Origin of the sequence: Bradyrhizobium sp. RD5-C2, from assembly GCF_019972155.1 — a bacterium.
GTDB lineage: Bacteria > Pseudomonadota > Alphaproteobacteria > Rhizobiales > Xanthobacteraceae > Bradyrhizobium.
Genome location: NZ_BOVL01000005.1, coordinates 64,217 through 81,606, shown reverse-complemented (window position 1 = coordinate 81,606; position 17,390 = coordinate 64,217). Strand labels below are relative to the sequence as shown.

General features: G+C 65.2%; 15 protein-coding genes. 5 read left to right on the top strand and 10 right to left on the bottom strand.

Annotation, left to right across the window (positions count from 1 at the left end; translation table 11 throughout):
* Positions 1–17 precede the first annotated feature (17 nt).
* The 6 genes from BraRD5C2_RS02535 to cysG form a co-directional block, all read right to left on the bottom strand.
* Positions 18–1,007 (bottom strand): sulfate ABC transporter substrate-binding protein, encoded by a 990-nt coding sequence (locus tag BraRD5C2_RS02535; protein ID WP_223966623.1) that lies wholly within the window; start codon positions 1,005–1,007, stop codon positions 18–20.
* 195 nt (positions 1,008–1,202) lie between these two features.
* The gene (locus BraRD5C2_RS02530; protein WP_223966621.1) at positions 1,203–1,931 is read right to left on the bottom strand and encodes a phosphoadenylyl-sulfate reductase; all 729 of its coding nucleotides are present in this window, start codon (positions 1,929–1,931) and stop codon (positions 1,203–1,205) included.
* Positions 1,928–2,443 (bottom strand): DUF934 domain-containing protein, encoded by a 516-nt coding sequence (locus BraRD5C2_RS02525; RefSeq protein WP_223966619.1) that lies wholly within the window; start codon positions 2,441–2,443, stop codon positions 1,928–1,930. The genes BraRD5C2_RS02530 and BraRD5C2_RS02525 overlap by 4 nt, the downstream gene beginning before the upstream one ends.
* Positions 2,430–4,085: a nitrite/sulfite reductase gene (locus BraRD5C2_RS02520; protein WP_223966617.1), complete on the bottom strand. Its 1,656-nt coding sequence runs from the start codon at positions 4,083–4,085 to the stop codon at positions 2,430–2,432. Before BraRD5C2_RS02520 ends, BraRD5C2_RS02525 begins: the two co-directional genes overlap by 14 nt.
* 27 nt (positions 4,086–4,112) lie before the next feature.
* Positions 4,113–4,430 carry a DUF2849 domain-containing protein gene (locus BraRD5C2_RS02515; RefSeq protein WP_074131355.1) on the bottom strand — a complete coding sequence of 106 codons (318 nt, stop codon included), beginning with the start codon at positions 4,428–4,430 and terminating at the stop codon, positions 4,113–4,115.
* Complete coding sequence (gene cysG, locus BraRD5C2_RS02510) at positions 4,427–5,878, bottom strand: siroheme synthase CysG (RefSeq protein WP_223966615.1); 1,452 nt, start codon at positions 5,876–5,878, stop codon at positions 4,427–4,429. Before cysG ends, BraRD5C2_RS02515 begins: the two co-directional genes overlap by 4 nt.
* Positions 5,879–6,125: 247 nt before the next feature.
* Between cysG and cysD the strand changes: the two genes are divergently transcribed.
* On the top strand, positions 6,126–6,920 hold the full coding sequence (cysD, locus tag BraRD5C2_RS02505; protein WP_223966613.1) for a sulfate adenylyltransferase subunit CysD: 795 nt from the start codon (positions 6,126–6,128) through the stop codon (positions 6,918–6,920).
* 24 nt (positions 6,921–6,944) lie between these two features.
* Positions 6,945–8,864: an adenylyl-sulfate kinase gene (gene cysC, locus BraRD5C2_RS02500; RefSeq protein WP_223966611.1), complete on the top strand. Its 1,920-nt coding sequence runs from the start codon at positions 6,945–6,947 to the stop codon at positions 8,862–8,864.
* A 145-nt stretch (positions 8,865–9,009) separates the two neighbouring features.
* Here the strand turns inward: cysC and BraRD5C2_RS02495 are convergent, their stop codons facing one another.
* Positions 9,010–10,011, bottom strand: a complete 1,002-nt coding sequence (locus BraRD5C2_RS02495) for an AraC family transcriptional regulator (protein WP_223966610.1) — start codon at positions 10,009–10,011, stop codon at positions 9,010–9,012.
* 80 nt (positions 10,012–10,091) lie between these two features.
* Between BraRD5C2_RS02495 and BraRD5C2_RS02490 the strand changes: the two genes are divergently transcribed.
* Both BraRD5C2_RS02490 and BraRD5C2_RS02485 read left to right on the top strand, forming a co-directional pair.
* Entirely contained in the window at positions 10,092–11,339 is a 1,248-nt protein-coding gene (locus BraRD5C2_RS02490) for an MFS transporter (protein ID WP_223966609.1), read from the top strand.
* A gap of 147 nt (positions 11,340–11,486) precedes the next feature.
* Entirely contained in the window at positions 11,487–13,649 is a 2,163-nt protein-coding gene (locus BraRD5C2_RS02485) for a malate synthase G (RefSeq protein WP_223966608.1), read from the top strand.
* 643 nt (positions 13,650–14,292) lie between these two features.
* Here the strand turns inward: BraRD5C2_RS02485 and BraRD5C2_RS02480 are convergent.
* The 3 genes from BraRD5C2_RS02480 to BraRD5C2_RS02470 form a co-directional block, all read right to left on the bottom strand.
* A complete protein-coding gene (locus BraRD5C2_RS02480; protein WP_016842974.1) occupies positions 14,293–14,448 on the bottom strand; it encodes a Thivi_2564 family membrane protein in 156 nt (51 codons plus the stop codon).
* Positions 14,449–14,561: 113 nt separating this feature from the next.
* A complete protein-coding gene (locus BraRD5C2_RS02475; RefSeq protein ID WP_223966607.1) occupies positions 14,562–15,191 on the bottom strand; it encodes a DUF2865 domain-containing protein in 630 nt (209 codons plus the stop codon).
* 25 nt (positions 15,192–15,216) lie between these two features.
* A complete protein-coding gene (locus tag BraRD5C2_RS02470; RefSeq protein WP_223966606.1) occupies positions 15,217–16,035 on the bottom strand; it encodes a L,D-transpeptidase in 819 nt (272 codons plus the stop codon).
* A 230-nt stretch (positions 16,036–16,265) separates the two neighbouring features.
* On the opposite strand from BraRD5C2_RS02470, the gene BraRD5C2_RS02465 reads away from it, so the two are divergent.
* Positions 16,266–17,378 (top strand): AI-2E family transporter, encoded by a 1,113-nt coding sequence (locus BraRD5C2_RS02465; RefSeq protein WP_223966605.1) that lies wholly within the window; start codon positions 16,266–16,268, stop codon positions 17,376–17,378.
* Positions 17,379–17,390: the final 12 nt, after the last annotated feature.

Here is a 17,390-nt window from a genome sequence, read left to right as displayed (position 1 = left end):
ACCGGACTACACGTCGATCAGTTCTTATAGATCTGATCGAAGATGCCGCCCTCGGCGAAGTGCTCCTTCTGCGCCTTGGTCCAACCACCAAAAACGTCGTCGATGGTGAAAAGTTCAACCTTGGCGAAGGATTTTTCGTACTCCTTGGCGATCTCGGGATCGCGTGGCCGGTAGGAGTTGCGCGCGGCGATCTCCTGGCCTTCCTTGGTGTACCAGTACTTCAGATAGGCTTCGGCGACGGCGCGGGTGCCCTTCTTGTCGGCAACCGTATCGACGACGGCGACCGGCGGCTCGGCCAGGATCGACTGCGCCGGGGCCACGATCTCGAACTTGTCCGGACCGAATTCGCGCAGCGCCAGGAAGGCTTCGTTCTCCCACGCGAGCAGCACGTCGCCGACACCGCGCTCGACGAAGGTCACGGTCGAGCCGCGCGCGCCGGTGTCGAGCACCGGCACGTTCTGATAGAGGTCGGCGACGAACTTCTTCGCCTTGTCGACTGATCCGAACTTCTTCTGCGCGTAGCCCCAGGCGGCGAGATAGTTCCAGCGCGCACCACCCGAGGTCTTCGGGTTCGGCGTGATCACGGCGACGCCGGGCTTGATCAGATCGTCCCAGTCCTTGATGCCCTTGGGATTGCCCTTGCGCACCAGGAACACGATGGTCGAGGTATAGGGCGAGGCGTTGAGCGGCAGCCGCTTCTGCCAGTCCGCTGCGAGCAGGCCCTTGCCGGCGATCGCGTCGATGTCGTAGGCCAGCGCCAGCGTGACGATGTCGGCCTGCAATCCGTCGATCACCGAGCGCGTCTGCGAGCCCGAGCCGCCATGCGACTGCTTGATCTCGACGCTCTTGCCGGTTTCCTTCTGATAGGCCGCGGCGAACGCCTTGTTGAAATCGACATAGAGCTCGCGCGTCGGATCGTAGGACACGTTGAGCAGCGAATAGTCGGCTGCGAAGGCCGAGCTCGCCCACAACAATCCCGCGACCAGCGGCAGCATACGACGGATCATTTCTGTCTCCATTCAACCTGAGAATGTCAGGGAACACGCAAGACATAACTCACGGTGAAGTGGCTTGAAGTCAACGAAACCGGTTTTCTTTGTTTTCAGCAGCACAGCGCGCTTGTGCTACGAAGCCGCCGCGCTGCGAAGGCTTTGTCACGTCACCAGATCGCATGAACTATCGATGCGATTCAGCGCGGCGCTCTACGACAACTTCATTGTGTGGATGCCGCATTCCGTCTTCGCCCGGCCACGCCAGCGGCCGTCGCGTGCATCCTCGCCGGCTGCAGCCCGGCTCGAGCAAGGCATACACCCGACCGACTGATATCCCGATGCGACAAGTGGATGCGGCGGCAGACTGCCAAGCGTGTAGATCGCCTCGATCTCCTCGCGGGAGACGTTGGCGAACGGGTTGAATTTCAACCTGACGCCGTCGTCCTCGACGACAGGGATATCGGTGCGGGCGCCGCCCTGAAAGCGCTTGCGGCCATTGATCCAGCCGGCGAACGGCTTCAGCGCACGCGCCAGCGGTTCCACCTTGCGGATGCGGCAGCAGGCGTCGGGATCGCTGAACCACAATTCGCGGTCCGGATCCTGCCGCGACAGCGCCTGCTCGTCAGGCTTGATCGAGCGCACATCGGTGAGGCCGAGGGTTTCGATCAACGTGTCGCGATAGGCCAGCGTCTCCTCGAACAGCCAGCCGGTGTCCAGGAACACCACCGGGATCGCCGGATCGACATCCGCCATCACCTTGAGCAGCGCGGCGGACTCGGTCCCGAACGACGACACCAGCGCCAGCCTCTCGCGGCCGACCGTCTGCAATGCGGCCGCGATCACCTCGGCGGGCGACGCCTTGCGCAGCGCGCGATCGAGCGCGTCGGCGTGAGGCAATGCGACTGATGCCCCTGCAAGCTCTGGTGCAAGCGTGCTCACTGGCCGGCGCTCTCCGAGTGACGCAGCTGCATGCGGCGGTTCAGCGCGGTGACGCGACCGTCGCCAGTCGGCTGATAGAACACCGAATAGCGCTTCATGGTCTGGGCAAACGCGTCGGCGTCGGCGTCCTTCTTGACCTCGAAAGCGTCGAAGCCGGCGCGCGTCATGAACACGAACTGATCACGCAGGATCTGCCCGGTGGCGCGCAGCTCGCCGTCATAGCCGTAGCGCTCGCGCAGCAGGCGCGCTTGGCTGTAGGCGCGGCCGTCGCGGAAGGTCGGGAACACCAGCGCGACCGAGGCCAGCCGATCGAGATGCGGCACCAGTTCGTCGAGATTGCGGTTGTTCGGCCAGATCACCCCGAGCTTGCCGGAGCGGCGCAGCAGCGCTTGCGGATCGGCGAGAAAGCGCTCGGCGCTCACCAGCACCGCGCCGTCGCCCGGCAGCTCGGCGCCGTCGGCGACATGCACGAACAGATCGGTGGTCAGTCTTCCCTGCTTAACGAGTGGCATAGACGCGCTCCCTGATAGGCTCGACGCCCAGACGCTTCACCGTATCGACGAACAATTCCTCGGGACGGTCGCGCAGCGCGAGATAGGCTTCGACAATGTCTTCGATCACGTCGGCGACTTCCGCATAGGGAACGGCCGGGCCGATCAAGGTGCCCAACTGCGCGTTCTCGTCGGCGCGGCCGCCGATCGTGATCTGGTAGAACTCCTCACCGTTCTTCTCGACGCCGAGAATGCCGATGTGGCCGACATGGTGATGGCCGCAGGCATTGATGCAGCCGGAGATGTTGATGTGCAGCCGGCCGATCAGGTCGGCAGTGTCGTGGTTGGCGAAACGCCGCGTCAGCTCCTGCGCGATCGGGATCGAGCGCGCATTGGCCAGCGAGCAGTAGTCCAGCCCCGGGCAGGCGATGATGTCGGTCACCAAATTGACGTTGGGCGTCGCAAGGCCGAGCCGGTCGAGCGCCTTGAACAGCGCCGGAAGATCGCGCTTGGCGACATGCGGCAGCGCCAGGTTCTGCTCATGGCCGACGCGGATCTCGCCGAACGAGTATTTGTCGGCGAGGTCGGCGACCGCGTCCATCTGCTCGGCGCTGGCATCACCGGGCGGGCCACCGACCGGCTTCAGCGACAGCGTCACGATCGAATAGCCCTGCACCTTGTGCGCCGACACCGAGTTCTTGCGCCAGCGCTCGAACAGCTTGTCATGTGCGGCCTGCTTCAGCTCGTCCGGCATGTGCGGCAGCTTTTCGTAGGCCGGATAGGAGAAGCGCGAACGGACCTCCTCGATGGCGGTGTGATCGAGCGTCAGCCCGACATCGCCCATCGCCTTCCACTCCTCGTCGACTTCCTTGGCGAACTTTTCGATGCCGAGCTCGTGCACCAGGATCTTGATGCGCGCCTTGTAGATGTTGTCGCGGCGGCCGTACTGGTTGTAGACGCGCAGGATCGCCTCGATGTAGCTCAGGATATCGCGGCCGGAGACGAACGGCTTGATGGTCTTGGCGATGAACGGGGTGCGGCCGAGGCCGCCGCCGACCAGCACCTCGAAACCGGTCTCGCCGTCGGCATTCTTGTGCAGGCGCAGGCCGATGTCGTGGATCTTGATCGCGGCGCGATCGTGCTCGGCGGCGGTGATCGCGATCTTGAACTTGCGCGGCAGGAACGAGAATTCCGGATGCAGCGTGGTGTGCTGGCGGATCAGCTCCGACCAGATCCGCGGATCCTCGATCTCGCCGGGCGCGACGCCGGCCCACTGGTCCGAGGTGACGTTGCGCATGTTGTTGCCGGAGGTCTGCATCGCATGGATGCCGACCTCGGCGAGATCGGCCAGCGCGTCGGGCAGCTCGGCGAGCTTGATCCAGTTGAACTGGATGTTCTGCCGCGTGGTGAAGTGGCCATAGCCGCGGTCGTAGCGGCGCGCGACATGGGCGAACCGGCGCAGCTGCTTCGACGACAGCGTGCCGTACGGGATCGCGACGCGGAACATGTAGGCGTGCAGCTGCAAATACACGCCGTTCTGCAGACGCAGGATCTTGAATTCATCCTCGGTGAGCTCGCCGGAGAGGCGGCGCGTCACCTGATCGCGGAATTCCGAAACACGCTCGTTGATCAGCGTGCGGTCGAGTTCGTCATAAGCATACATGTTCGATGAGCCTTACGCCGGCGCGCCTTACGCGGGGACCTGGAGATCGATGGTGACGCCCTTGGCGCGGATATGTTCGCGGAGATTGCCCGGCTTGACCTTGCCGCCGTCCTTGAGTTCGACCGGCGCGATATAGGGGCCGACCGCGCCGACGTCGTCGGCGGTGGCTTCGGCCAGCAGCGCGCGGGCCTCGTCAGACGTGGTCACGATCGCAGAGTCGGAGAGTTCGGTGGACCAGCCTTGCTTGGCGGTTCGGTACACCACGGCACCGTCCCAGGTCCGGTTGGCGGTCACCATCGAGGGGCCTGTGATCCTGATTTTCTTCTGTTCGAGCGGAGAGGTCATTCGGCAGCTTTCAGCAGTTCGGAGAACATCTGGTTGGAGAACAGTTGGGTGACGTTGGATCGGCTCCACGGCGCGGAATGCGCGACCACGTCGCCGATGATGAGGACAGCGGGACCGCCATCGACCTGTTTGACCAGCTCGGGCAGCCGCGCCAGCGTGCCGACCGCGGCCTTGGCATCGGGCCGCGTCACCCGTGCGAACACGCCGACCGGCGTCTCCGGCGAGCGGCCCGCGGCGAGCAGGCCTTCGCGGATCGAAGGCGCCGCGGTCATGCCCATATAGACCACGACGGTCATCTTGGTGTCGGTCAACACCGACCAGTCGACGACTTCGGCATCGCGCGCCTTGTGCGCGGTGAGGAAGGTGATGCGCAGCGCCTCGTGCCTGAAGGTCAGCGGCACCTCGAACTGCGCGGCAGCGCCAAGACCGGCGGAGATGCCGGGAATAATGGAGTAGGCGACGCCGGCGTCGCGCAGCGCCTCGATTTCCTCGCCGCCGCGGCCGAACACGAAGGGATCGCCGCCCTTCAGCCGCACCGCGCGCTGGCCCGACTGCGCCGCCTCGATCATCAGGCGGTTGATCGCGTCCTGGCCGATGCCGGGCTTGCCGATGCGGCGGCCGACCGGAATCCGCGCGGCATCGCGCCGGATGCGATCGAGAATTTCTGGTGACACCAATTCGTCATAGAACACAACGTCGGCGTCCTGCAGCGCGCGCAGCGCCTTCACGGTGAGCAGATCCGGATCGCCGGGACCGGCGCCGACCAGCATCACATGACCAACGGCCTTGCCTTCGGTATCGGCGCCGGCGAATGCGGCAGGATCGCCGATCGCATTCAGCGCCTGCTCGGCTTCGTCCTTGCGGCCGGTCAGCACCAGTGCGCCGATCGGACCGTCGACGATGCGCTCCCAGAAGCGGCGGCGCAGCGGAAACTCTTCAATCCGCGCATGCATCGGTTTGCGGAAACGGCCGATGAAGCCGGCGAGATCGCCGATCCGCGCCGGCAGCGCCGCCTCGATCTTCTCGCGGATGCGGCGCGCCACGACCGGCGAGGTGCCGCCGGTTCCGACCGCGACCACGACATCGCCGCGATCGACGATCGCAGGCATGATGAAGGTGGAGTGCACGAGGTCGTCCATCACGTTGACCGGCAGGCCGATCGCCTTGGCGCGCACCGACATCGCAACACCGACGTCGCCTGCGCCGGCGCAGAGCACGGCGATGACATCGGAGAGATCGGCGGCGAGCGGATCGCCATCGGCGCGCTCGATGCGCGCGGCGTCCTCCGCCGCGATACCGGCGAGCTCATGATTGCCGTCGGTCGCGTACCAGCGAACCGCGGCGCCGGCAGCTGCGAGCAGCCGCAACTTGGCGCGCACGAGCTCGCCCGCTCCAACGAGCAGCACCTTGCCGCTTTGCAGATCCAGAAACACGGGCAGATATCGCATCAGACACTCGCTTCCCCAACTTGGGGGTTGACTGAAATTATTTTCTATTTATCTCTCGATCAAGGCCAGCAAAGAGAAAATTATTTCTTCTCTATTGCAGCGCAACTTTAGAATTTTCAACTCCACAGGCCAAGGCCAAGAGATGCATCTTCTCGACAACGAATCTGCCGCTGCCGGAACACGGTCCGCAGCACTCAGCAATGCATCTTCCGTGCCGGGGATTCCTGCCAATCAGGCCCCCCCGACCATGGATCATCTCGATGAGCTGGAGGCCCAGAGCATCTATATTTTGCGCGAGGCGTTCGCCCGGCTGAAGAAGCTCGCGCTGCTGTGGTCGCTCGGCAAAGACTCCAACGTGATGATCTGGCTGGCGCGCAAGGCGTTCTTCGGTCGCGTCCCGTTCCCGGCGCTGCATGTCGACACCGGCAAGAAGTTTCCGGAGATGTATGCGTTCCGCGATCGCTTCGGCAAGGAATGGGATCTCGACCTGCGCGTCGAGCCCTGCCCGCCGATCGACGCCGTCGACCCCACTCTACCGCCGGCTGCGCGTTCGGCCGCCCGCAAGACGGAGGGGCTCAAATGGGCGCTCAACAAGTACGGCTTTGACGGACTGATCGCCGGCATCCGCCGCGACGAAGAGGCAACGCGCGCCAAGGAGCGCGTGTTCTCGCCGCGCGGCCTCGAAGGCGAATGGGACGTGCGCGACCAGCCGCCGGAATTCTGGGACCACTTCAACGCCTCGCCGCCGCAAGGCGCGCATCTGCGCATCCATCCGATCCTGCATTGGACCGAAGCCGACATCTGGGCCTACACCAAGCGCGAAGGCATTCCGATCATCCCGCTCTATCTCGCCAAGGACGGCAAGCGCTATCGCTCGCTGGGGGATCAGGACATCACCAATCCGGTGGCTTCGACCGCATCCAGCATCGATGAAATCCTGGATGAGCTCGAGAACACCAAGGTCCCGGAGCGCGCCGGCCGCGCACTCGATCACGAAACCGAGGATGCGTTCGAGCGACTGCGTGTCGCCGGCTATCTCTGATCCCAGTTTGGCGTGAGTGCTCTGATGAACATGATCCTTCCCACCGCCTCGATCTCGGCGACCCCCAACGGCACCACACGTCCCCAGGTGCGTATCGTGATCGTCGGCCATGTCGACCACGGCAAGTCCACTTTGGTGGGCCGCCTGCTGCATGAGACCGGCAGCCTGCCGGACGGCAAGCTGGAGATGCTGAAGGCGGTCAGCGCACGGCGCGGCATGCCGTTCGAATGGTCGTTCCTGCTCGACGCGCTGCAGACCGAGCGCGACCAGGGCATCACCATCGACACCACCCAGATCCGCTTCCGCACCCGCTCGCGCGATGTCGTGCTGATCGACGCGCCCGGCCACGCAGAGTTTCTGCGCAACATGATCACCGGCGCATCGCAGGCCGACGGCGCGGTGTTGATCATCGACGCGCTCGAAGGCGTCCGCTCGCAAACGCGACGACACGGCTATCTCCTGCATCTGCTCGGCGTGAAGCAGGTCGCGGTCGTCGTCAACAAGATGGACCGGGTCGATTTCAGTGCCGATCGGTTCAAGGAGATCAGCGACGAGATTTCCGCACATCTGATCGGCCTCGGCGTGACGCCGACCGCGGTGGTCCCGATCTCCGCGCGCGACGGCGACGGCGTCGCCGAACACACGCCGCGGATCGGATGGTACAAGGGACCGACCGTGGTCGAGGCGCTCGATGCGCTCGAGCCGGCACCGCCGCTGGCGGAGCTGCCGCTGCGGCTGCCGGTGCAGGCGATCTACAAATTCGACGACCGCCGCATCGTTGCAGGCCGCATCGAGTCCGGCAGCCTCAAGGCCGGCGACGAGATCGTCATCATGCCGACGGGCAAGATCGCGAAGATCAAGACGGTCGAGAGCTGGCCGGTGACGCCGGTGCACGGCCCGCAGGGCGCCGGGCGCTCGGTCGGAATCACGCTCGACCGCGAGTTGTTCCTCGAGCGCGGCGACGTCATCGGACATAGCGGGCAGAGCCCGCGCGACACCCGCCGCATCCGTGCCCGGATCTTCTGGCTGCACGACAAGCCGCTGACCAAGGGCGAGCAGATCCTGATCCGGCTCGGCACCAGGGAAAGCCGCGCCACCGTGGTGGCGATCGAAAAGGCGATCGATCCCGGCGCGCTGTCCAACGAAGAGAACACCGCGATCGCGCGCAACCATGTCGGCGAGATCGACATCTCGCTGGCGCAGCCGGTTGCGACCGATCCCTATACCGACAATCCGCGCACCGGCCGCCTCGTGATCGAGGTCAACGGACGCATCGCCGGCGGCGGCCTCGTTCTGTCGGTCGACGCCGGCCGGCCCGCGGTGCCGATCGACATCGTGCCGGTGGAATCCGCGCTGCGGCCGGACGAGCGCTCGGCGCGCTACCATCACAATGGCGCGGTGATCTGGCTGACCGGCCTGCCCGGTTCGGGCAAGTCGACCTTGGCGCGGGCGCTGGAACGGCGGCTGTTCGGCAATGGCGGCTCGCCGATCCTGCTCGATGGCGATACCTTCCGCGCCGGGCTGAACAGCGACCTCGGCTTCTCGCCGCAAGATCGCGCTGAAAACATCCGCCGCCTCGCCGAGGTCGCGACCCATCTGGCGCGCAACGGCCATATCGCCATCGTCGCAGCGGTCTCGCCGTCGACCGCCGACCGCGCGGCCGCTCGCCGCATCGCCGACAGCGCGTTCCGCGAAATCTATGTCGCCACGCCCGCCGAGGTCTGCGAGACCCGCGACCCCAAGGGCCACTACGCCAAGGCGCGCTCCGGCGGATTGCCGTCCTTTACCGGCATCACCAATAACTACCAGCCGCCGACCGGCAATGAATTGACCATCGACACCTCGAGCCGCTCGGTCAGCGATGCCACCGACGAGATCGAGCGGATGCTGGCCACGACCGGCATCCTGTTCGACGAGCTGACCGATCTCGCGGCGAATATCTAGTTTCCGCTCAGTGTCATCGCCCGGCTCGACCGGGCGATCCAGTATTCCAGAGACATCAGCCATTGAGCCGAGAGGCCGCGGCGTACTGGATGCCCCGCTTGAAGCGGGGCATGACGGCGGTGTCAAAAGCCGGTGCGGTTGATACCTATTCCGCCGCGCGTTGGCTTCCAGCTCCGTGCCGCACCATCCCCGGCGATTGCCCGGTGATACGCTTGAACGCGCGACTGAACGCCGCTTGCGACGCGTAGCCCAGCCGTTGCGCGATCACATCGATCGGCTGGCGCTCATGCTCGATCCACTGTGTCGCGAGCCGCATGCGCAGCTCGGCTAGATAGCGCAGCGGCGATTGCCCGGTCATCGACTGGAAACGCTCGGCGAACAGCGAGCGCGAGCAACCCGCCTCCGCCGCCAGTTCAGCAACCGTCCAGTTGCGGCCGGGAGCGCGATGCAGCGCGCCGAGCGCGCGGCCGAGACGCGGATCGCGCAACGCCTCGAACCAGCCCATGGCGTTGTCGCCGCCGCATTCGACCCAGCCGCGCACGATCGACGCGGCGAGAACATCGGCGAGCCGCGCCATCACGCCGACCGAGCCGGCCCGCGGCGTGCAGGTCTCCCGCTCCATCGCCTTCAGCATCGGTTCGATTTCCGGCTGGCGCGCAAGCAAGGTGTCGGCCCGCATCACCTCCGGCATCAGGGCGATGAGCGGGCGCATGCCGCCGAGATCGAAATTCATGCAAGCGCTGAAGACCAGAACCGACTCGTCCTGCGGGCATCCTTCAGGGCAGGCCGATGTCACATCGACATTGCCGCAGAGCGTCTCGGTCTCGAAACGCTCGACGTCGCAGCTCGGCTCATCCGGGGCCGAGACGAGATCATGCGCACCGCCGCGCGGCAGGAAAATCGCGTCGCCGCACCCGAGCGGAAGCAGCGTCGCATCGGCGTAGCGCAGCAGCGCCGTGCCATGCGCAACGAAGTGGAATTGCGCGCGTCCGTACGGCGTCTCGAAGCGAAACCCGAACGGCGCGCGCGTCTCGACCCGACGGTAGTGAACGCCCTCGAGCCGCATCCCGAGCAACAATTCGCTCACCAGATCGACGGCGGCATCGGTCGTGTCGGCGGCGGGCAATCTGGACGAACGATCAAACATTGGAGTGTTTATGGCATAGATTGTCCAGAACCTCCAGCCTATGTCTGCGGCGCTGCAACATAAGATGGAAGTTTCGGTCAATGGATCAAGAAGTGGACCCCGCTCTGGCGCACGCCGATGTCGTTGCGCTGATGCCGGGCGACGTCGCTCTCAAGACTGGTGACGAGCCGGCCTCATCGGAAAGGCCCTCCTGGGGCGCCGTCGTCGCCATGATGCTGGGCGTGACCGCACTTCTGACCGCGGAGTTCCTGCCGTCCGGCCTGTTGACGCCGATGGCGAGGGACCTCGGTGTCAGTCCGGGCCTCGCCGGTCAGGCGGTGACGGCGACCTCATTGGCCGGACTGGTCGGAGCGTTGTTCACGCCGAGACTGACGCGCAGCTTCAACCGAAAGCCGGTGCTGCTGAGCTTTTCGATTCTGCTGGTCATCTCCAACCTGCTGGTGGCGCTGGCGCCGGACATCACGTTCCTCCTCGCCGCGCGGATAGTGCTCGGTCTCGCCATTGGCGGCTTTTGGGCGATGGCGGCGGCGACGACGATCCGGCTGGTGCCGCCGTCGCTGGTTGCACGGGCGTTGTCGATCGTGATGAGCGGCATTCCCGCCGCGATGATCATCGCCGTTCCGCTCGGCAGCTATCTCGGCGAGGTGGCGAGCTGGCGCATCGTGTTCCTGCTCGCCACGGCATTGGGCGCGGCGGTGTTTGTCGTCCAGACGCTGGCTCTGCCACGTCTGGCCCCGAAGGGAGAAGCCGGGCTCGGCACCCTGATCGACATCCTGACACGGCCGGGAATCGGCGCCGGCATCTTCGCGGCGACGTTGGTGTTCACCGGACACTTCGGCTATTTCGGCTATATCCGCCCCTTCCTCGAAAGCGTGACCGGGCTCGGCGCCGCCGGCGTCGCGGCGACGTTGCTTGCCTTCGGCGTTGCCAATTATGTCGGCTCCTTCGCCAGCGGGCTGATGGCCGAGCGCAATCTCAAGCTCACGCTGATCGCGATGCCGCTGGCGATCAGCGTGCTCGGTCTGCTGCTCTCGGTCTACGGCAAGGACGTCATTCCCGCGCTGGCGCTGGTCGCACTCTGGGGGTTCGCCTTCAGCGGCGTACCGGTGGCGACGACGACGTGGATCACCCGCATGGTGCCCGATGAGACCGAAAGCGGCACTGGCCTCACGGTGGCCTCGATCTTCCTCGGCATCACCATGGGCGCGGCGGGCGGCGGGCTGGTGCTCGATTTGATGGGGGCTGCGGCCGTGTTCGTGGCCGGCGCAATTCCCTTGTTGCTCGCCGCATTGCTGATCGCCACCAAGGTGCGGACCAGGGCGCCCTGACCGCGTGCAGCGCCGGGGGAAAGGGGGCCTTCTCAGAACCGTGGCTTTAGGGCTAAAAGAGCCGTGAACGCCGCCCTTTGGCGCGTTTTTTGCTGATTTCTTTCGAAAACAGCCCCTAAACGCCCCATTTCTTTGAGAAAGCCCATCATGACTCGTGTCGATGCCCACGGATTGAAGATCGCCCCTGTCCTGTTCGATTTCATCGCCAAAGAGGCGACGCCGAAAACCGGGATCGCGCCTGACGCGTTCTGGGCAGGACTCGCCGCCATCATCCAGAAGCTCGGCCCGAAGAACCGCGAGTTGCTCGCGGTCCGCGACGCGCTGCAGGCCAAGATCGACGACTGGCATCGCGCCCACAAGGGCAAGGCGTTCGACATCAACGCCTACACCGCGTTCCTCAAGGAGATCGGCTATCTGCTGCCCGAGCCCGCGACCCACAAGGTCGAGACTGCGAATGTCGACGAGGAAATCGGCAAGATCTGCGGCCCGCAGCTCGTGGTGCCGCTGACCAACGCCCGCTACGCGCTGAACGCCGCCAACGCGCGCTGGGGTTCGCTGTACGACGCCTTCTACGGCACCGACGCGATCCCGCACGATCCGAGCGAGAGTGGCAAGGGCTACAACAAGGCCCGCGGCGACAAGGTGATCGCGAAGGCAAAGGCGTTCCTCGACGCCGCTGTGCCGCTCGCGACCGGAAGCCACACCGACGTGACCTCCTACGCCGTGATCGCAGGCCAGCTCTCGGTCAAGCTGAAGAGCGGCAATTCGACCGCGCTGAAGAATGCCGCCCAGTTCGCCGGCTATCTGGGCGACGCCGCCCAGCCCACCGCGATCCTGCTCGTCAACAACGGCATGCATGTCGAGGTCAAGATCGACCGCAGCAACGTCATCGGCAAGGATGATCCGGCCGGCGTCGCCGACATGATCCTGGAATCGGCGGTCTCGACCATTCTCGACATGGAAGACTCGGTTGCCGCCGTCGATGCCGAGGACAAGGTGCTGGTCTATCGCAACACGCTCGGCCTGATGAACGGCACGCTGTCGGCCGACTTCGACAAGGGCGGAAAGACGCTGACCCGTTCGCTCAATGCCGACCGCGTCTACAAGAAGCCCGACGGCAGCGAACTGAAGCTGCACGGCCGCAGCCTGCTGCTGATGCGCAATGTCGGCCACCACATGTTCACCGACGCAGTGCTCGACGCCAAGGGCGAGGAGATTCCCGAAGGCCTGCTGGACGCCGCGGTCGCCGGCCTGCTCGCGATCCACGACCTCAAGGGCAATTCCAAGGTCAAGAACAGCCGCACCGGCTCGGCCTACATCGTCAAGCCGAAGATGCACGGCCCCGACGAGGTGACGCTGACCTGCGACCTGTTCGCCGAGGTCGAGAAGATGCTGGGCCTGCCGGAGAACACGCTGAAGGTCGGCATCATGGACGAGGAGCGCCGCACCACGGTCAATCTCAAGGCCTGCATCCAGCGCGCCTCCAAGCGCATCATGTTCATCAACACCGGCTTCCTCGACCGCACCGGCGACGAGATCCACACCTCGATGGAAGCGGGTCCGATGATCCGCAAGAACGACATGAAGGCGCAGCCGTGGATCAAGGCCTATGAGGACTGGAACGTCGACAACGGCCTGATCGACGGCCTGCCCGGCCATGCCCAGATCGGCAAGGGCATGTGGGCGGCGCCCGACAAGATGGCCGACATGCTGACGCAGAAGATCGGCCATCCGCAGGCCGGCGCCACCACCGCCTGGGTGCCGTCGCCGACCGCGGCCACGCTGCACGCCCTGCACTACCATCAGGTCAACGTGAGCGCCCGCCAGCAGGAGCTCACCAAGGGCGGGCCGCGCGCAAAGCTCTCCGACATCCTCACCATTCCGGTATCGCAGTCGAACTGGGCGCCGGACGATGTGAAGCAGGAGATCGACAACAACTGCCAGGGCATCCTGGGCTACGTCGTGCGCTGGATCGACCAGGGCGTCGGCTGCTCCAAGGTGCCCGACATTCACGATGTCGGCCTGATGGAAGACCGCGCCACGCTCCGCATCTCGAGCCAGCATCTGGCGAACTGGCTGCATCAGGGCGTCATCACCAGGGATCAGGTGATGGAATCGCTGAAGCGCATGGCCGTCGTCGTCGACAAGCAGAACGCCGGCGATGCCCTCTACAAGCCGATGGCGCCGGCGTTCGACGGCGTCGCCTTCAAGGCGGCCTGCGACCTCGTGTTCGAAGGACGCACCCAGCCGAACGGCTACACCGAATACATCCTCACCGCGCGCCGCCGCGAGGCCAAGGCCGCGGGTTGATCCGCGTTCCAAACGAAAAGCAAAAGCCCCGGCGATGAGCCGGGGCTTTTTTGTTGGCGCCGATAGCCGGCCGTCGCAGGGCACACTGCCAAAATATCGAAAACAACCCCATGCACAGTGGCCGGCCGGCCGCCGGCCGGTACGGCAACTTGACTCGTCGGGCAAATCAGCTGTATTTTTCTATTATTCCGAAATTCCACCGATACCCCTCGGCTTGCTCGGTGTCATCACCCGCGAAAGCGGGTGGATCCAGTATTCCAGAGACCGCAGTGCTTGAATCGAGGGGCCGCGGCGTACTGGATCGCCCGGTCAAGCCGGGCGATGACAGCCGTGAGCGAGGATATAGCCTCGCACCGCTCTCAAAGTGGCGGGGTGATCGCTCAGCTCGCTCAGTGTCATCACCCGCGCAGGCGGGTGATCCAGTATTCCAGAGACCGCAGTGCTTGAACCGAGGAGCCGCGGCGTACCGGATCGCCCGGTCCATGTGCGCAATTGCGCACAGGCCGGGCGATGACAGGGTGGACGACAAGCAAAGGCCCCGGTCATGAGCCGGGGCTCTTTATTGACGATGCATTGCTGCATCCATGTCATTGCGAGGAGCGAAGCGACGAAGCAATTCATTGCTTCGCTCGCAATGACGAAGCTAGAACACCGCCAAATATTTCAGCAGCGAGACGATGCCGATGATGATGACGACTGCGCGCGCGATCTGCTTGGCGCGGCCGTCGAGCGGCAGCATGTTGATGAGATAAAGAACCAAAATGACGACAAGGAAGGTAACGAGTACGCCGACGAGCATGCGGGGCCCCCTGATGGCATCGGTGAATGTGCTGTTCGCCCGGTGCTAACGTGCGAAAGCAAAGCCGGTTCCAGAGGACGGAACCGAAAGTGGCCTGTCTCGCGTGAGCGGCGCTATTCGCGCGCCAGCACCGGCGCGCGCTGATATTTGGCGCGGATGCGATCCGGCGCCGGCGTGAAGTTGAGCGATGCCCCGCGCCGGTCCGCCCGGCCGACCGACATCAACCCATCCTTGCCGGCGACGATGTCGCCCTTGCGCAAGGTCGGATCGTCCTCGATCTTCACCGCGGCGAGCCCGACAAGGTCCTTGCCGTTGCAGGTGCAGCCCGAAACGATCTCGTCGCGATAGCGGAAGGCGTTCGGCAGCTCGGAATACGGCTTGCCGTCGTCGGTCGCGGCGTTGTCGATGTTGCCGCCATAGACCACTTCGGTCGCGCTCGCCGGGCAGAAGCTGTTGCAGCTCTCCGCCTTGCTCTGGTTGCCGGTCGCCGCCAGCGGGAAGTAGCGGCCGTCGCAGGTGCGCACGCAATAGGCCTGGCCGCCGTCATAGCGGGCGCGGCGTTCGGCCCGCGGCACAGACGCCGGGCCGTCATTGAACGGCATCCGGATCACCGGCGGACGGCCCTGCATGAAGCCGCCGAACAGTTGCGAGAAGAAATCCTGGGCCTGTGCAGCCGGCGCGAGGGACAGGCCGAGCAATGCCGCCGTCCCGAACGCCAACCGCCTGGAATATCGCTTCACCATCGCCGACCCCTCGCTACAGCACGCCTCAGTACAACGAGGAAGTCGCCGGGATGTTCATCGCCTGACGGCCGGAGGGCAGCGTCATTACCGCGGGGCGCGGCTGCATCGGCGCCGGCCGGACCGAGATCTGCGTCGTGCTCGGGCCGAGCTCGCGTGCGGCAAGATGCGGCGCGTTCTTCGGCAGCACCACCACCTTGGTCCCGACATCGACCCGGCTGAACAGGTCGGCAACGTCTTCGTTGGTCAGGCGGATGCAACCCGACGACACGAACTTGCCGATCGTCGACGGATCGTTGGTGCCGTGAATGCGGTACTCGCTGGAGCCGAGATACATCGCCCGCGCTCCGAGCGGATTGCCCGGGCCGCCGGCCATGAAGCGCGGCAGATAGGGCTGGCGCTTGATCATTTCGGCCGGCGGATGCCAGTCCGGCCACTCGGCCTTGCGGCTGATGGTCTGGGTGCCCGCCCAGGTGAACCCCTCGCGGCCGACGCCGACGCCGTAGCGGATCGCCCGGCCGCCGCCGAGCACGTAATAGAGCGCGGTGTTGCCGGTATCGATGATGACGGTGCCGGGCGCCTCTGACGTGTTGAGCGCGACGGTGGCGCGACGCAGCCGCTCCGGCAGCGCGCCGTCCTCGGCGGCCGCGGACGAAGCATCGTTCATCACCTCGTCGGAGGGGAAAGCACCCGGCTGGGTCGACGCATAGCCCAGCGCAGACGAGCGCACTTGAGCGCTGGCCGAAGTGGCGACGATGAATGACGTTGCCAACAGGATGCTGGTGAAGGCAAGGGTGCGCGCGGCGCGCGACGCAAGCCGGCGGCTGGAGAGAGACTGCTGTGTCATGTGCTGCCCCTGGACGGGATGCGCATCATGGTGATGCGATGCCCAACTAACGCGCGTAACCATCAGACAGTTCCGCTGCGAATCGTCGCGAAGTCGCGATTGTCAACCCGCCATCTCTCACGAGCGCGCGATGGAACCTTTGCCGGGGCAACGTCGTTGTCGTGCGCAAAACGTCGTTGTCGTGCGCAATTTGACGCGAAATTCATTTGTCCCCATTCGGGAGGAGTCTGGTGCGCGCCTTTCCGGGTGAACGTATGCTTGGCAACGCGCCCGAAGGCACGCCCCTCCCCGACAGCAAAGCCGAAACGCCGCCGGTGATCAGCCGCGCCGAGGTCGTCGCCTTCGCGCTGGTCGCGCTGCTGGTGATAGTCGTGGTGGCGGTGCTCTATCTGGCGCGCGCCGTCTTCCTTCCGATCACCATGGCCTTCATCGTCGGCACCATGCTGTCGCCGGCGGCGAACCTGCTCGAGCGCTACCGGATTCCGCGCGCGCTCGGCGCGGTGCTGATCGTGATCGCGGTCGGCGCCGCGGTCAGCTTCATGGTCGGACTGATCGCCTCGCCGGTCATGGATTGGAGCTCGCGGTTGCCCGAGCTCGGCGCGATCCTGAGGCAGAAGCTGCATGTGTTCGACCGGCCGCTGGCGCTGTGGCAGGAATTGCAGAGCATGGTCGGCGCCCCCGATACGCTCGCCAACCTCCAGCTGCCGAAATTCGAATGGGTGCAGCCGACGCTGGAATTCGTGTCGCCGACCTTCGCCGAATTCCTGCTGTTCATCGCCACCCTGATCCTGTTCATCGCGAGCTGGAAGGATCTGCGCCGCGGGTTAGTGATGACCTTCAGCGACCGCGCGGGGCGGCTGCGCGCGCTGCGGATCCTCAACGAGCTCGAGACCCATCTCGGCAATTATCTGCTGACGGTCACCATGATCAATGCCGGCGTCGGCATCGTCACCGGTGCAATCTGCGCGGCGACCGGCACGCCGAACGCGGCGGGGCTCGGCGCACTCGCCGCGACACTGAATTTCATTCCGATCATCGGCCCGGTCGCGATGTTCGTGGTGCTGGTTGCGGTCGGCATCGTCTCGTCGCCGACCATCGGCGCGGGGCTGATCGCACCGGCGTGTTTTGCCGTCGTGACCTTCATGGAAGGGCATTTCGTGACGCCGACGATCGTAGGCCGCAGGCTGTCGCTGAATGCGCTCGCGGTCTTTCTCGCACTCGCGTTCTGGACCTGGCTGTGGGGCCCGATGGGCGCCTTCCTGTCGTCGCCGCTGCTGATCGTGGCGTTGATCGTGAAAGAGCATTTGATGCCGGACAATTCGCCGCAACTGCCCGAGGGCTAGCAAAGCGTTTTC

Excerpts from the sequence above, each read along its gene's own strand:
- BraRD5C2_RS02480 (WP_016842974.1), bottom strand. The coding sequence starts at position 14,448 with ATGCTCGTCGGCGTACTCGTTACCTTCCTTGTCGTCATTTTGGTTCTT.
- BraRD5C2_RS02495 (WP_223966610.1), bottom strand. The coding sequence starts at position 10,011 with ATGTTTGATCGTTCGTCCAGATTGCCCGCCGCCGACACGACCGATGCC.
- BraRD5C2_RS02520 (WP_223966617.1), bottom strand. The coding sequence starts at position 4,085 with ATGTATGCTTATGACGAACTCGACCGCACGCTGATCAACGAGCGTGTT.
- BraRD5C2_RS02535 (WP_223966623.1), bottom strand. The coding sequence starts at position 1,007 with ATGATCCGTCGTATGCTGCCGCTGGTCGCGGGATTGTTGTGGGCGAGC.
- cysC (WP_223966611.1), top strand. The coding sequence starts at position 6,945 with ATGAACATGATCCTTCCCACCGCCTCGATCTCGGCGACCCCCAACGGC.
- BraRD5C2_RS02515 (WP_074131355.1), bottom strand. The coding sequence starts at position 4,430 with ATGACCTCTCCGCTCGAACAGAAGAAAATCAGGATCACAGGCCCCTCG.
- cysG (WP_223966615.1), bottom strand. The coding sequence starts at position 5,878 with ATGCGATATCTGCCCGTGTTTCTGGATCTGCAAAGCGGCAAGGTGCTG.
- cysD (WP_223966613.1), top strand. The coding sequence starts at position 6,126 with ATGGATCATCTCGATGAGCTGGAGGCCCAGAGCATCTATATTTTGCGC.
- BraRD5C2_RS02525 (WP_223966619.1), bottom strand. The coding sequence starts at position 2,443 with ATGCCACTCGTTAAGCAGGGAAGACTGACCACCGATCTGTTCGTGCAT.
- BraRD5C2_RS02490 (WP_223966609.1), top strand. The coding sequence starts at position 10,092 with ATGGATCAAGAAGTGGACCCCGCTCTGGCGCACGCCGATGTCGTTGCG.
- BraRD5C2_RS02470 (WP_223966606.1), bottom strand. The coding sequence starts at position 16,035 with ATGACACAGCAGTCTCTCTCCAGCCGCCGGCTTGCGTCGCGCGCCGCG.
- BraRD5C2_RS02485 (WP_223966608.1), top strand. The coding sequence starts at position 11,487 with ATGACTCGTGTCGATGCCCACGGATTGAAGATCGCCCCTGTCCTGTTC.
- BraRD5C2_RS02475 (WP_223966607.1), bottom strand. The coding sequence starts at position 15,191 with ATGGTGAAGCGATATTCCAGGCGGTTGGCGTTCGGGACGGCGGCATTG.